The organism is Jeotgalibaca dankookensis (assembly GCF_002005405.1).
Classification (GTDB): Bacteria; Bacillota; Bacilli; order Lactobacillales; family Aerococcaceae; genus Jeotgalibaca; species Jeotgalibaca dankookensis.
The window spans coordinates 84,342-99,555 of sequence record NZ_CP019728.1; the positions used below are offsets into that span (position 1 = coordinate 84,342).

At 37.8% G+C, this 15,214-nt stretch carries 12 protein-coding genes and 1 riboswitch; of the genes, 8 read left to right on the forward strand and 4 right to left on the reverse strand.

Translation table 11 applies throughout. The features are described 5' to 3' along the window. Positions 1-9: 9 nt before the first annotated feature. A riboswitch (Lysine riboswitch) is annotated at positions 10-156 on the forward strand. Positions 157-241: 85 nt separating this feature from the next. From BW727_RS00385 to BW727_RS00405, 5 genes are all read left to right on the forward strand, one after another. Then, positions 242-1,630, forward strand: a complete 1,389-nt coding sequence (locus tag BW727_RS00385; RefSeq protein ID WP_062470644.1) for a YfcC family protein — start codon at positions 242-244, stop codon at positions 1,628-1,630. A 122-nt stretch (positions 1,631-1,752) separates the two neighbouring features. Beyond that, entirely contained in the window at positions 1,753-1,965 is a 213-nt protein-coding gene (locus tag BW727_RS00390) for a YdbC family protein (RefSeq protein ID WP_062470641.1), read from the forward strand. Positions 1,966-1,984: 19 nt separating this feature from the next. Beyond that, positions 1,985-2,359, forward strand: coding sequence for a zinc-ribbon domain-containing protein (locus BW727_RS00395; RefSeq protein ID WP_062470638.1), 375 nt, complete (start codon positions 1,985-1,987; stop codon positions 2,357-2,359). Positions 2,360-2,380: 21 nt separating this feature from the next. Continuing rightward, positions 2,381-3,136, forward strand: coding sequence for a DUF975 family protein (locus tag BW727_RS00400; RefSeq protein WP_062470634.1), 756 nt, complete (start codon positions 2,381-2,383; stop codon positions 3,134-3,136). A gap of 112 nt (positions 3,137-3,248) precedes the next feature. Beyond that, positions 3,249-5,222, forward strand: coding sequence for an HIRAN domain-containing protein (locus BW727_RS00405; RefSeq protein ID WP_062470631.1), 1,974 nt, complete (start codon positions 3,249-3,251; stop codon positions 5,220-5,222). 51 nt (positions 5,223-5,273) lie between these two features. On the opposite strand, the gene BW727_RS00410 is transcribed toward BW727_RS00405, so the two are convergent. The 3 genes from BW727_RS00410 to BW727_RS00420 all read right to left on the reverse strand — a co-directional run bounded on the left by BW727_RS00410 (position 5,274) and on the right by BW727_RS00420 (position 10,600). Then, complete coding sequence (locus BW727_RS00410) at positions 5,274-6,119, reverse strand: DegV family protein (protein WP_062470628.1); 846 nt, start codon at positions 6,117-6,119, stop codon at positions 5,274-5,276. A 24-nt stretch (positions 6,120-6,143) separates the two neighbouring features. Then, complete coding sequence (gene uvrC / locus BW727_RS00415) at positions 6,144-7,916, reverse strand: excinuclease ABC subunit UvrC (protein WP_062470625.1); 1,773 nt, start codon at positions 7,914-7,916, stop codon at positions 6,144-6,146. Positions 7,917-8,026: 110 nt separating this feature from the next. Continuing rightward, positions 8,027-10,600: a vitamin B12-dependent ribonucleotide reductase gene (locus BW727_RS00420; protein ID WP_062470624.1), complete on the reverse strand. Its 2,574-nt coding sequence runs from the start codon at positions 10,598-10,600 to the stop codon at positions 8,027-8,029. A gap of 214 nt (positions 10,601-10,814) precedes the next feature. Between BW727_RS00420 and BW727_RS00425 the strand changes: the two genes are divergently transcribed. The 3 genes from BW727_RS00425 to BW727_RS00435 all read left to right on the forward strand — a co-directional run bounded on the left by BW727_RS00425 (position 10,815) and on the right by BW727_RS00435 (position 14,225). After that, on the forward strand, positions 10,815-11,798 hold the full coding sequence (locus tag BW727_RS00425; protein WP_062470621.1) for a diacylglycerol kinase: 984 nt from the start codon (positions 10,815-10,817) through the stop codon (positions 11,796-11,798). Between the two features lie 196 nt (positions 11,799-11,994). Continuing rightward, positions 11,995-13,383, forward strand: a complete 1,389-nt coding sequence (rlmD, locus tag BW727_RS00430; protein WP_062470618.1) for a 23S rRNA (uracil(1939)-C(5))-methyltransferase RlmD — start codon at positions 11,995-11,997, stop codon at positions 13,381-13,383. Positions 13,384-13,538: 155 nt separating this feature from the next. After that, on the forward strand, positions 13,539-14,225 hold the full coding sequence (locus tag BW727_RS00435; RefSeq protein ID WP_227807196.1) for a site-specific DNA-methyltransferase: 687 nt from the start codon (positions 13,539-13,541) through the stop codon (positions 14,223-14,225). Here BW727_RS00435 and BW727_RS00440 read toward each other — a convergent pair. Beyond that, on the reverse strand, positions 14,217-15,176 hold the full coding sequence (locus BW727_RS00440; protein ID WP_077795676.1) for an IS30 family transposase: 960 nt from the start codon (positions 15,174-15,176) through the stop codon (positions 14,217-14,219). The genes BW727_RS00435 and BW727_RS00440 overlap by 9 nt on opposite strands. Positions 15,177-15,214 lie beyond the last annotated feature (38 nt).

Here is a 15,214-nt window from a genome sequence, read left to right on the forward strand (position 1 = left end):
AAGACAGTCAATTTTGAAAGAGGCTGCGTTAATCATAAGTAGGAAGCGAAAGGGATTAACGCCGAAGTATTAGAAATAATGCTGGGGTACGTTTAAATAAGACGTTCACTGCTAGGTAAGCAAGCCCATTGCTTATACTGGAGTACTTTCATAATTGCGGGCAGAAGGACCTCTCGTTAGCCTTTTGCTAACCAGAGGTCTTTTTGTTTGTAGGACTGACATATAGAAAAGGGGAGTCGTTTTGGAAAAAAAGAAGTTTAACTTTAAAATTCCACATACGTACGTATTATTAATTAGTGTCATGTTAATCATGGCTGCTTTAACTTGGATTATCCCAGCAGGGCAATTTGATCGAATCGAGCAAGCGGGTCGAACGATTGCAGTGCCAGGTTCTTGGCATTCAGTAGACGCCAATCCACAAGGTTTTTTTGCGATTATCAATTCTATTCCACGTGGGTTATTGGAATCAGCTGAAATTTCATTCTTTATCTTCTTAATCGGTGGTGCCTTTACTGTTATTAATGAAACCGGAACAGTAGAAGCACTTATCTATAAGCTGTCACAAAAAATGGCTGGTCGCGAAATTCTGGTTATTCCGATTTTCTTATTTATATTTGGGATTGCTGGTGCGACTTTAGGCTTTTCTGAAGAAACGATTGTTTTTATTCCTATGGGAATTTCACTCGCGCTTGCTCTTGGCTATGATTCGATTGTTGGAATGAGTATTATCGCATCTGGTGCAGCAATTGGATTTAGTGCTGGATTTTTGAATCCTTTTGCAGTTGGGGTTGCCCAAGGGATAGCTGAATTACCAACCTTCTCTGGGATGGGCCTCCGAATTATATTATTTATTGTTCTTTGGATTGTTACTTCTATTTATATTATGCGTTACGCAACGATGATTAAAAAAGACCACACGAAGAGTTTGGTTTACGATGGTATTCCTAAAAATAAAGATACTAGTGATGAATTCATAAAAATGAATAAACGTCACATCATTGTTGGACTGATTTTCTTAGGAGGTATCTTAACGATTGCCTTTGGAGTTATCCAATATGGATGGTACATTCAAGAAATTGGTGCTATTTTTATGATAACAGGGATAATAGCAGGCTTTTCATATGGCTACGGACCTAGCAAAGTAGCGGATTTATTCGTTCTAGGGGCAAAAGAGATGATTTTTGCAGCCTTAATTGTTGGGGTTGCCCGTTCAATCGTAATTGTAATGGAAGATGGACTCATTATTGATACTATTGTAAACGGATTAGCTGGAACGGTAGAAGGCGTACCAGGCGCTTTCTCAGCTATCGCGATGTATATGATTCAAATCTTAATTAACTTTGTTATTCCGTCAGGAACAGGACAAGCAGCAGCAACCATGCCGATTATGGTTCCGTTAGCAGATGCAGTAGGGCTTACCAGACAAACTGCCGTTATGGCGTATCAATTAGGAGCTGGGTTTATGGACTCTATCATGCTAACTTCTGGCGTCTTGATGGCACAACTGTCAATTGCTAAAATACCATACAATAAATGGGTACGTTACTTAGGACCTTTAATGATCATTTGGTTATTGATTGGGGTCGTTTTCCTAGTCATTGCTTATTACACAAATTATGGACCCTTTTAAAGTTAAAAACCAGACAAAATTTGTCTGGTTTTTTGGTACGCTAAAAAAGAACAATTTTCATTTCGCTTAATCTATTAAATGTGCTATATTTTTATAGAGAGCTAGAAAAAGGAGTGAATAAAATGGCTGATATAAAATTTGAAATAGTTGCACACATTGGGATTTTAAGCACCTCAGCTAAAGGTTGGACAAAGGAGCTAAATGTGGTGCGCTGGAATGACGGTCAGGAGAAATACGATATCCGTGACTGGAGTCCTGACCATAACAAGATGAGTAAGGGCATTACCCTGACAGAGGAAGAACTGGGACAACTCAGATTGTTCCTAACAAAATAAAGGAAATGAGTGTACCGACATGTTTATATTTTTAGATGTTCATCCTTTTGAAAAGAAATTGGACTACTATCAAACTATAACGTGCGACCAATGTGGACATTTTGGACGCTACGAAGTTTTTCAACTGTCAAATCGAATGCGCTTATTTTTCATTCCTGTTTTTACTTTTGGAAAGCAGTTCATTGTCCGAACGACATGTTGTGGTACGGTATATCAACTAGCTGATGAAGTTGGAAAAGCGATTACTAAAGGTGAATCAGTCACTATCGAGCTAGAGGATTTAACACGAATCGAATCAGGAGTTGCTCATAAAGTCGAAGAGGTTTGTCCTCATTGCGGCTATCATTATGCGCATGGTGCGAACTATTGTCCTAATTGTGGGCAAAAATTATAAAGAAAAGAAAGAAGGTAGATTATGGATAATCGTGAAATACGATTAAATGGAAAAAGGAGTTTAAAAGGTAATTATCTGGTGGCGATTGCTAATTTAGTTGTGATTACCATTATCAGTTATGCGTTTCAAATGCTCTTTACAGGTTCAACCGTTGATGTCCAAAATTTTAATACAGTATCGACTATTTCAGGCGGAACCTTACTCTTAAATTTTTTAATTAGTATTGTGAGTATGCTGGTGATGTCACTACTCAACTTAGGTTATAATTGGGGGTTTTTAAATATTCAAGAAGGAAAACAAATGACAGTGAGTTATCTATTTGCACCCTTTAAGTACCAAGCTCAAAAAGCGATTGCTTTTGTATTTAGAAGAGATTTATTGATTCTTCTATGGTCCCTCCTATTAATTATTCCAGGTATTATCAAATCTTTTGCCTGGGCGCTGACAGATTTTATCTATCATGATGAACCAGACTTATCTAACCGTGAAATTTTAGAGAAAAGTGAGCAAATGATGCAAGGAAATAAGTGGAAACTATTTCGTTTGGAATTTTATTATGTCCTCTTCTACCTTATTCCAATAATTATTTGGATGATTAGCGCTTTGTTTATAGCAAATAACAACACAAATATGAACGATCAAGTAACGGGTGCGCTGTTCTTAGGATTGTTTGCTGGGTTTATGCTAGTCATTGGGGTCTCCGTTCTGCTTACCTTTGTCATTGAGCCCAAAAAACGTGCTGCACGGGCTGCTTTTTATAAAAGTCTATTGTATTAAAAGGAAAATCGCTATCTTATTTTTGATAGCGATTTTTTTATTTCTAACCGCTTATATAGTGTTCAGTATGGTATTATCAAGATAAGAGTAATAGATAAAGGGGGTCTTGTTTTTGGACAAGCACGTAAGTATATATGATCAAATATTAGAAAAACGCGAAGACCAGCCAAGCTTACCCTATCTTTTCCAAAATATAGAGATAGCTGGAAGGGAAGATACACTTTACAGTCTCTTAACGGAGGGCCTCCCTTATAGTAAAAAGCAAGATTTAGCTGATTTATGTTGTAAAAAAATTCGCGAGGCTGTTGACCATAATCAAGAAAATTTATTAGAGGAATTTCTAGTAAAACAACCTTTACACCAATTTTTTATGGAACTACGTGAGCGTATTCGCGTTCTAATCGAAGTGGAATATTTCACTCAAAAAGAGTTACATAAATTAGGCATGAACTTAACGAGAACGAGCGCTCATCCCGAGATGGTTAAATTAGGAATTATTTTACTTGGCTTTTACCCTCACGACTTAACTCTGAAAATATTTAAACTCCTAGGTTATCACAGTGAATTTACAATGTATGTGTCTGAGAGCATTCAACATGGACATTTTCGTCAAAATGAAATTTTATTCGACTTAGTCCAACATACATCTGGTTATGGACGTTTAGCAGCTCTGTTCTCTTTAAAGCCTGTCACCCGTGAGCAACAAAAATGGGTACTTAAATATGCAATCAAAAGTCATTATTTATCAAGTATTTATGTTAATGTGAGTCTTCAAAAAGTAGACATCCGCAACTACCTTTTTAGTAGTGAGCTTGATGAAATGAACTATCACGACTTTATGTATGTTGTTTCCTATCAAGAATTAGTGGATGTAACGGCCTTGTCTGAACAAGCGCTCACCTTTATGGAGAAACTAGTCGATAAAAAAATACTCGCTGACCGGTTTATTGACCTAGCCGGACTAGTGACCATGTGGTTAAAAATAATTGATAGTTGGGAAGAAGATTATCAGTATGTCGATCGCCATCTACAAGCATCTAATAAACTAGATGACGAATGGGATAAACGTTTTAACCGGTATGAAAAAATAACGCAAACAATTGAGGAGTTTTTAAGTAATTCTAAGTGGCAACACTTAGTAGTAAAAGAAATGCTGAATCCAACTGAAACAGACATTTTAATCGTAAATGTGTTGCAATTTTTAGAAATAAAACCGGATTTTCAAGCGTTTACTCCGCTCTTGAAGCGAAACCCATTAGGGTTGAACTTGTTGGAATTCTTTTTAGGGCAAGAAGCGGAAACATACTTTCACGCAACAAGTGATTATTTATTTAATTTGTTGAGTGAACAACTCTTTCAATTCCCACTTCAGTTTGAACAGAAAACAGAAAATGGAGAGAGCTATTTAGCTAAAGTAAATGTTTGGTTAGAAGCACTATTGGAAAATATGTTGAGAAGAGATTTTCTTGATCTTGAATGGTGTATCAAACTGTTGTCATACTATAATCCTTACCTCAGACAATTAGCCTTGCAAGTATTAAAAAAAAATAAAGATGAGTGGGAAGATGATGATACAGTTTTAACTGCTTTGGAAAGGTTACGTGACCGAGAAGAGAATCGTAAAAATAAGCGTTTAGTATTTGATTTATTAGATATGAATAATCACCCTTTAAAAATAAGAAAGTACTTAGTCGTGGAACATTTAGTCCAATACTCTCTAGCGACTGATAAAAAATTATTAGAAACCAATTTGGTAGGAATGGAATATTATGACTACCCAATTCCAGAAACGCCTCTTAAAAAGGGTAAACTGTTCCAGTTGGCAAGGGAAAAAGACAATGAATACGATAAAAATGCTATTGGAGTTACGCTAGAAAATGGCTGTCTCTTAGGCTATATTCCACGGATGGATAACCGTATACTAGCGACTTTAATCGATAATGGGGAAACACTTTTTGCTCGTTTAGAAAGTGAAGACATGGATGAAGAAGAAATACTTCTGCAAGTATTTCTTCGCCAGAAAAATGGACCGATATCTGTACCTGATTCAAAAACAGACAATATTGTACCTTTTCCACAAAAATAAACAATAAATAGCAGATCAGGTGGAAACAACGACCTGATCTGCTATTTATTTTTATTGGTCCATAAAGAAAACTCCAATGGTACCCATACCTGTGTGAGCGGAAATGACAGCTCCAATTGGGTAGGCAATTACTTCTTTTGGATGGAAGGTTTCTTGAATATGGTCCTTTATTTCGGCAACTAGTTCGGTCTCATTTGTATGAACGATAAGAATTGTTTGTTCGGTAACCTTGCTGGCTTCATTAGCCATACGTTCATAAATCTTATTTAAAACTTTTTTACGACCACGGAAGCGATCAATGGCTTGTAAGCGCCCATCAATAACCTCTAGGAGGGGGTGAATATTTAGTAAACTTCCTAAGAAAGCGCCTGATTTAGAAAGTCGTCCACCTTGGGCTAAATAATTCAGATCTTCCACAGTAAAGAGTGAAACAAGGTGCTCCACCATAAAGTGAAGGTGATTTACAATTTGGTCTTTTGAGGTATTGGCTTCGTTCATTTGAACCGCTTCTCTGGCTAAGAGTCCAATTCCTAAAGAAGCAGCACGAGAGTCGATAATCTCTAAATCAAAATCCGGATAGTCTTCTACTACTTGTGCTTTTGCTAAGAGGGCAGCTTGAAAACAGCCCGATAGTTCAGAAGAGAGGGCAAGGTAAATGGCACTTTCCTCTGCTTGTGCAAGACGTTGAAAAGTCTCTACATATTTACTTAAAGGAACTTGACTAGTTTGCGGGCGTTTCCCTTCATTAATAAAAGCATAGATTTGCTCATTAGAAATTTCATACATATCCACATACTCGGTTTGGTCGACAATCACTCTTAAAGGTAAAACAACTACGTCATGCTCTTCTAGATAAGACAGGGGTAAATCACAGGAACTATCTACAATTATTTTCATTTCTTGCTGACTCCTTTTTATATCTTACTTATCAGTAAAATTTTCCTTAATTCGTTCTGCTACCTTGACAGGAACACCTATCTTCTTAAATTCTTCTAAATCCGCATCGCGAATTTTTTTCAAAGTTTTAAATTGCTTTAAAACTTTATTACGCGTTTTGGGACCTACGCCTTCAATTTGATCTAATTGTGAAGAGAAACTGTTTTTACCTCGTACCTGTCGATGAAAGGTAATGGCAAAACGGTGAACTTCATCTTGAATACGTTGAACTAAATGAAAAGCTTGGCTTCGTGGATCTAGCTCAACAAGTTCGTTGTTAAATAATAAAGAAGATGTGCGGTGTTTATTATCCTTCACCATACCAGCAACTGGGATGTCTAAGCCTAATTCATCTTCTAAAACCTCTTTTGCAGCTCGTACTTGAATTTTTCCACCATCCATCAAGATAAGGTCTGGCAGACGTGCCCCTTCTCGTAAGAGCCGAGTATAACGGCGACGAATCACTTCTTGCGTTGTCGCAAATTCATGACTCCCTTCAACGGTCTTAATTTTAAATTTACGATAGAGTTTTCGATCCGGTTTTCCATCTCTATAAACAACCATAGCGGAGACGGGATTTGTTCCTTGAATATTTGAATGGTCAAATGCTTCAATCATTTCAATATAATCAATGCCCAGAGCCTCTGATAATTCTCCGATGGCCCCAACCGTTTTATGTTTAGAGCGCTCAATCATCATGAATTTTTCAGTCAATGCGAGTTCACTATTGGTTGTTGCAAGGTCAAGAATACTTTTTTTGTTTCCACGCTTGGGAACACGAACTGCAGTGTTTAATGTTTCTGCTAATAGAGCAGTATCAATACCTTCTGGAACGAGTATTTCTTTAGGCAAAATATGATTCTGTTGTTCGTAAAATTGTACAATAAAAGAGAGTAATTCGTCTTCAGCCGTTCCGTAGCAAGGGAAAAGGGCTGCTTCACGTTTAATAACTGTAGATTGCCGTAGCAAGAAGACTTGAATGGATAACCATCCTTTATCTAAATGATAAGCGAAGACATCTCGATTCGTAAAGTCTCGCGACATAATGGTTTGTTTTTCAACCGTTTCTTCAATATAGCGAATTTGATCGCGATATTCAGCTGCTAATTCAAAATCCATTTTTTCTGCTGCACTGTGCATTTTTTCGACTAACTTTTGTTTGATTTCTTTTACTTCACCATTTAAAAAACGTGAAATTTTATTTATTTGTGCGGCGTACTCTTCTTTTGAAATGTCATGGTCGCAACAACCGATGCACTGACCCATAGAATAATAAAGGCAGGCACGTTTGGCATTTTTTGCGCATTTACGTAAAGGGTATACTTTTTGAATAAACTGTTGAGTTTCTGTAGCCGCATACACGTGTGGATAAGGACCGAAATAAATACCCCCATCCTTTTCGACGGTGGAGGTAATAACTAATTGAGGATCCTTTTCGTTGGTTATTTTCAAGTAAGGATACATGGTCCCTTGTTTTAGTTTGATATTGTATTTCGGTTGGTACTGCTTAATTAAACTGATTTCTAGTATTAAAGCTTCTTTATCTGTTTTGGTTACAATAAATTCAAAGTGATCAATATCAGCCACTAACAAAGCTGTCTTGCCTTCATGTTTTTGCTGGAAATAGGATTTAACACGATTTCTTAAGTTTTTGGCTTTACCAATGTAGATAATCTCATTATCTATATTCCGCATGATATAACAGCCAGGTAAGTCAGGAAGTAGGGCTAATTTATTTTTGATTTCTTCTGGTGTCATTTATCCCAATCCTTTTCTGTCTAATACTTATAGTATACCATGATTTATAGTTCTTATTAAAAAAAATGAATGACCTCTGTCTCAAAGAGACGAGGTCATTCTAGTTTAGATTATAAACCGCATTTTAATTGCGCTGCACAGTTGTTGCAAGTGTTACAGCCGCCTAAATCTTCAACCGTCCCAATTCGACAAATCGGGCAAGTATCGCCAATTTCATTACCAATTGTGACATCGGTTGATTCTAAATTAACAATTGATTCTACTAAAAAGGTTTTATCTTTATTTACTTTGGCAGCTTCTTTAGCATGATCTTGGTATTGATCATCCATTAAGTTTTCTTCTGCTTTTAAAGTTAAGACTTGAGAATCACGACTGCCATCAACGTAAACCGTCCCACCTTTAGCACCACCATCATAGAGACGTTCGTAAATCTTTTGAACCTGGTCAACGGTATATCCTTTAGGAGCGTTGACGGTTTTAGAAATCGAACTATCTACCCAACGTTGAATGGTTGTTTGAACATCAACGTGTTCTTCAGGAGAAAGGGTCATCGCAGTTGTAAAGAAGTCTGGTAAGTTATCTGGATCTGCATCTGGATGACGTTCTAAGTATTCTTGAACAATCTCTGCCTTCACCTCAATAAATTTACCTAAACGGCCAGAGCGGAAATATGAGAAACTGAAATATGGTTCCAGCCCAGTTGAAACACCCGCCATGGTACCCGTTGAACCAGTTGGAGCAACAGTCAAGAGATGAGAGTTACGTATCCCGTATTTTAAAACGCCTTGACGAACATGTTCTGGCATACCACGCATAAATCCAGAATTGACAAATTTTTCGCGCAGTTGTTGGGTTTCACGACCGGTTTCACCAACTAGGAATGGGAAACTACCACGTTCTTTAGCTAATTCAATACTTTCTTCATAAGCTGTTACAGCGATCGTTTTGAAAACTTGATCAATTAATTGATTTCCTTCTTCAGAACCATAGCGAACACCACAGTAGATAAGCATATCTGCTAATCCCATAATTCCCAGACCAACACGACGTTCGCCAAGCGCTTGAATGCGATTTTCTTCTAAGAAGTAAGGTGTGGAATCAATAACGTTGTCTTGCATATGAACACCCATGCAGACAGTTTTTTCTAATTTTGAAAAATCAACCATTTGTAAATCTTTATTGACCATTTCAGCCAAGTTAACTGCAGCCAAGTTACATACCGAGTAAGGAGCCAAAGGTTGTTCACCACAAGGGTTCGTTGCGACAACTTTTTGACCGTAAGCTTGTGCGTTCGTCATGTTGTTAGCATTATCAATAAAGAAGATACCTGGTTCCGCAGCGTAAGTTGCACAAACATTAATTAGTTTCCACAGTTCACGTGCTTTGATTGTGCGGTAGACACGAACGGCATGACCAGCTTTTTCCCAATCACGCACATCCCCAACGTTACCCCATTCTGCATCATAATAAGCCATTTCTTCTTTACTATAGTTTTCCACATCTGGAAAACGTAAGTCATATTCAGCATCAGCTTTTACCGCATCCATGAAATCATCGGTAATACAAACAGAAATATTTGCACCCGTTAGGAAGTCAGGGTCGTTAACGGTATAAGTCCCACCATCGCGCAGCTTCATTTCAGCTTCACGGATAACTGATTCATCAAAGCCACCAAATCCAGGACTATTTTTGTAATTGACAATCCCAGTATACATATTGATTTCTTTTGCAGTAAAGGGTGTGAACTTCAATTTATTATGTGCTAACGTACGAATTTGCTCATCTTCAAAGTTTTCAATGATATAACGCAAAATACGTGGATTTTGCATTTTTGAAATAATAAATTCAGCAATGTCAGGATGCCAATCAGTTAACATAATCATTTGCGCACCACGACGGGAGCCACCTTGTTCAACTAAATGCGTTAGTTTAGCAATGTCATCGAGCCACGAAACAGAACCAGAAGAACGGCCGTTTACACCACGCGCTAAAGCATGACGCGGACGTAGCGTGGAACCATTGGAGCCAACACCGCCACCACGACTCATGATTTCCATCACTTTCTTACGGTGGTCCGAAATACCCCCGCGAGAGTCAGGGACCATTGGCATAACGTAACAGTTAAAGTATGTAACATCCGTTCCAGAACCCGCTCCGTATAGGACGCGACCTGCTGGGATAAAGTTTTTATTTTTTTGTTCTTCATAAAATTCAAGAAAAGCATCCGCACGTTTTTCTGGAGAAATTTCTACTTGAGCAAGACCGTGCGCATTTCGCATGGCAATTTGTTCATAAAAAAGTTCGAGTGGTTTGTCTAAGGTAATAATATCACGTTTGACAATCCCGTCTTCAGAGTCACTAAAGGCATCAATACTTAGAAGATATTCATCAGAAACTTGGATAGTAGCTGTTCCTTTTTCCCAATCTAGTGATTGAATAGTACCCGTACCGCGTGCTGGATATTTAGGATCTTCTTTGATTGTTAAAAGGACAAAGTCACCAACCTTTAGGGAATCCTTTTTGGTATCTTTAAAAGAATAGCGGTCAAGCATCACTAAACGGGCTACACCGGAATAAGTAATATGCATATCCTCAGTTATAGGAAAAACAGCATCAAATTGCTCAATGTCTTTATTTATTTGTTCGAAACCTTGTTTCAAAGTGGAATTAATTTCAGTAGCCACTTGCTTCACTCCTTTTCTATCTGTAAACACAACATATTGTGTTAGCGACAATGAAATCTACTACATATGTTAAAACAACTGGATGATAAAAGCCACCATTTAATTTTTTGAAAATATATAAAAACAGGTGACAAAGCTGTTTATAAGTAAAATTAACCAATATATAGACCAAGTGTAGTACAATAGATGTAGAAAAAAGTTGAGGAGGGATCAGATGCGAGCGAGAGTCATTTACAATCCATCTGCTGGTCGCGAGCAATTAACCAGACACATGCTAGCTATTTTAGAAATTTTAGAAAATGCTGGGTATGAAACAAGTACCTTTCAAACGAAGCCAGAACCTCAATCAGCTGCTCATGAAGCAAAACGTGCTGCCTTAGCAGGCTTTGATTTGATTGTTGCAGCGGGTGGTGACGGAACAGTTAGCGAGGTCATTAATGGAGTGAGTGGGTTAGAAAAACGCCCCCTTATTGGTATCATACCGGCTGGAACCACTAATGATTTAGCACGTGCTCTTAAAATTCCACGTGCTGATTTACTTGAAGCAGCTCATGTGATTGCTCGAGGATGGACGATTCCAATGGATGTTGGAAAAGTTAATGATTCCTATTTTATTAATATAGCAGCAGGTGGATATTTATCGGATGTGACTTATGAAGTTCCGGTCCGCTTAAAAACAATTTTCGGTTATTTAGCCTACCTCATTAAAGGTGCCGAAAAATTACCACAAATCAAACCAATTTCGATGCGCATTACTTATGATGGTGGTGTTTTTGAAGGAGAAGCATCGATGTATTTTGTAGCACTGACTGAATCAGTTGGGGGTATTCAAAATATTGATCCACATATGCTAATGGGAGATGGTAAATTTACTTTACTTATTATCAAAACAGCAAATCTATTTGAGTTAGTGCAAATACTTTCCCAACTCATCCGAAACGGCACGCACATAAATCATCCCAAAGTCACTTACTGCCACACCTCTTCTGTAAAGGTAGAAAATTTAGATGAACATCCTTTACTTTTAAATTTAGACGGTGAATATGGTGGAGAAGGTTCCGTGGAATTCACGAATTTACAACAACACATTCAAATTATAGGCAATACGAGCGATTATGCTACGCCTCTACCATCTGAAATAACTGAAAGCACTAGCAAATTGTTAGAAGAAATTGACAGTTTAGACTTGGAAGAATAAAAAGTGGGCATTATCCTCAGATAATGACTAGATTTGCCATTCATAATTCGCAGAAGTAGGCATTAATTAAGCATAATACCCACAATTCACTTTTTAATAGGATTAAAGTGGTAATTAAGGATGGGATTTGACTCTTGTCGTGTTATAATGCAAACTTATGGTAATCGGAAATCTAGGCACCTAACAAGGAGAAAACATGAAAACAAATTATGAAGCAGCACCCGTAACAAAAAATGAAAAATTAACCGTCTCATTTGAAGACTTAACGTCAGAAGGTATGGGCGTTGCTAAAGTCGATGGCTACCCGCTATTTGTCGTTGATGGTTTACCAGGTGAGTCAGCAATTGTCAAAGTCACAAAAGTCGGCAAATCATATGGATTTGCTCGTATGGAAGAACGTCTAACTTCTTCTCAAGATCGTGTTCCAGCAATTGATGTTTTGGGAACTCGCGTTGGTACCATGCCACTACAACATTTACGTTACAGCGCTCAATTAGATTTTAAACAAGATTTAGTGAAACGTGATTTAAACCGCATTGCTAAACTACCTGAGATTAAGGTTCTTCCTACTATTGGGATGAGCAATCCTTGGGGATATCGTAACAAAGCCCAAATTCCTGTTCGAGCAGACAAAAATGGCAAATTGGTAACAGGATTTTTCCGCAAAGGAACCCATGAGTTGGTTCCAATGGAAAATTTCCATATTCAAGATCCTAAAATCGATGAAGCAATCGTTAAAGTACGTGATATTCTTCAAGAGTATGGCGTTAAAGGCTACGATGAAAAAAGAAATACGGGAAATATTCGCCACATCATGATTCGCCGTGGTTATCATACTGGTGAAATGATGGTAGTCCTAGTGACGCGTACTGCTAAGCTATTTCCAATGAGTAAAATTATTCCAGATATTCGTGAAGCACTACCAGAAGTCGTCAGTATTGTTCAAAACGTCAATCCAAAACGGACGAATGTTATTTTGGGCGACGAAAATATTGTCCTTTATGGTGAAGATGTTTATCACGATACCTTATTAGGTCATACTTTTGCGATTAGCTCAAAATCTTTCTATCAAATCAATCCAGTTCAAACCGAGCGTCTCTACCAAATTGCACTGGATGCTGCAAAATTAACCGGTAAAGAAACAGTTATTGATGCTTTCTGTGGTATTGGGACGCTCTCAATTTCCTTAGCTGAAAAAGCACAACACGTTTTTGGTTTAGAAATTGTTCCGGATGCGATTGAAATGGCTGAACGGAATGCAAAAGAAAACAATATCACCAATATTACCTTTGAAGTCGGCGCAGCAGAAGAACTATTGCCAAAATGGGTTGAAAATGGTCGTAAAGCGGATGTTATTCTAGTTGACCCACCACGTAAAGGATTAGAAGCAGCCTTTATTGATGCAGCGGTTGAAATGAGTCCAGAACGCATCGTTTATGTAAGCTGCAACCCATCAACACTAGCGCGTGACCTAGCCCTTTTTGATGAAAAAGGTTATCAAGCTAGAGAAGTACAACCTGTCGATATGTTCCCGCAAACATTACATGTTGAGTGTATAGTATTGATGGAAAAGGTAGCTGACTAAAAGCTTGTTCCAACAAGGTTCTTAATGAAACTAGCATTTGGGTATGGTAATATTAAAAGGAGTAAACTTGATTTTTAGATTAAGTGACTCCTTTTTATTATGCTAAAAGGAGTAGGTCTGTGGAAACAGATCAAAGAGAGTAAGGGGATGTTAAGTTGGAAACGAAGATTATGAAGACGTTAAAGGATATATTATCATCGTTCGGAGATAAGTATTTTATCGGCAATGAATTAAATAAAGCAAAAGTCATTCAGGATATTGACCGTTATGATGAAGAACTTATTCTAGCTTTATTAAGCAATGAGTTAGTGAAGAAACATTATGCCAAACAAATTGGGGAGTATACGCTTATAGAAACAAATAAGCTCATCGAAAGCTTTGAAATGGATGACTATTGGATGGACTCCTATACAAAGTATTCTAAGAAAATTGGTTTAACTGTAAATGGCAGATTCTTAGATGAATCCACAGAGGCGGTCTTAGATTTTCCATATAAAGATACAGTATTGAAGGCAGGGATGTCTAAAGAAGATGTTGAGAAAGAGGACTTGTTACCAAATGAACCATTCTACAATGAGGTGGTTGCGGCAGAAGAGATAGATACATTATTGGATAAAAAGATTTTGGTGAATGCAAAGAGATATACGGCGGAGGGTGTTGAGGATACCGCTGAGTTTTCTGAAGAAGATAATTTAATTCTGAAAGGGAATAACTTGTTAGCATTACATAGTTTAAAAGAAAAATATTCAGGAAAAGTGAAGATGATTTACATAGACGTACCTTATTATTTTATTACAAACAAAGAATACGATGCTTTTAAATATTTTGATTTGTCAATTTAAGCTAGACAAAGTAGATTCATTTATGTAACTCAAAAATACTTCCAGCGGCGTCTGGTATGCCAAGGATTTTCGTGGGATATTATTTCGCTTGTTCGCAACCGATGAGACAAATGTTTGGTCCACTTGATTGAAGTCCATTTCTTTTGGCAACCCATCTTTTCGCAGCAATCCGTTGGAGTTTTCATTTAATGCGCGCTGTGATGGCGTTCCAGGATCGGCAAAATAGATGGCGATATCATGTTGGTTGCTTAGGTTTTTCCAATTGGAGAATTCTTTTCCACAATCAAAGGTGATGGACTTAAATAGATGTCTAGGAATCGATTCAAACCACTGATTCAGTGTATTCTCGATATCGTTTGCCTTTCGCCCATGGGGCTTCAAGGTGATAATGACTTTGGAAAGTCGTTCTACCAAGGTGATGACGGCACTTTTGTGATGGACACCAACAATAGTATCACCTTCGATATGACCAAATTCTTCCTTGAATACCGGATAATCCTTTTCCCTTTCAACGATATTCCTCTTGAAAGCCTGTTTTCCCCGACGTTCTTGATGGCCGTTTGGTTTCCGCTTTCCCTTCATGGGTAAAGTTGTTTCATCGAATATCTTTTCTTTGAAGCGACGATAGAGCGTCCGCATGGAACATGCGATTGGCATTTCTTGGCGACCAATGATGACATCTGGCGTCCATCCCTGTGCAATTTTTTTATTGATGTACACTTGTTGTTCCTCGGGCAGGATTATCTTGTGCCGTCCACAACGCGCCTTGTTTTTCTTATATTGTCGGTAATAATCCAAGGCCGTATGGCCTTTCTTCAGGAAGTTGATGACGTTGTAGATGGTCATTCTAGAACGTTTTAACTGAGCCGATATTTTTGTTACAGCGATATTTTGGTGGTAGTAAGCCTCTATCATCACTAGTTCATCCATGGTAAGATGGGTGTAGGTCATTCGTGATCACTCCTTTGTATTCTTTGGTAGGAATTACA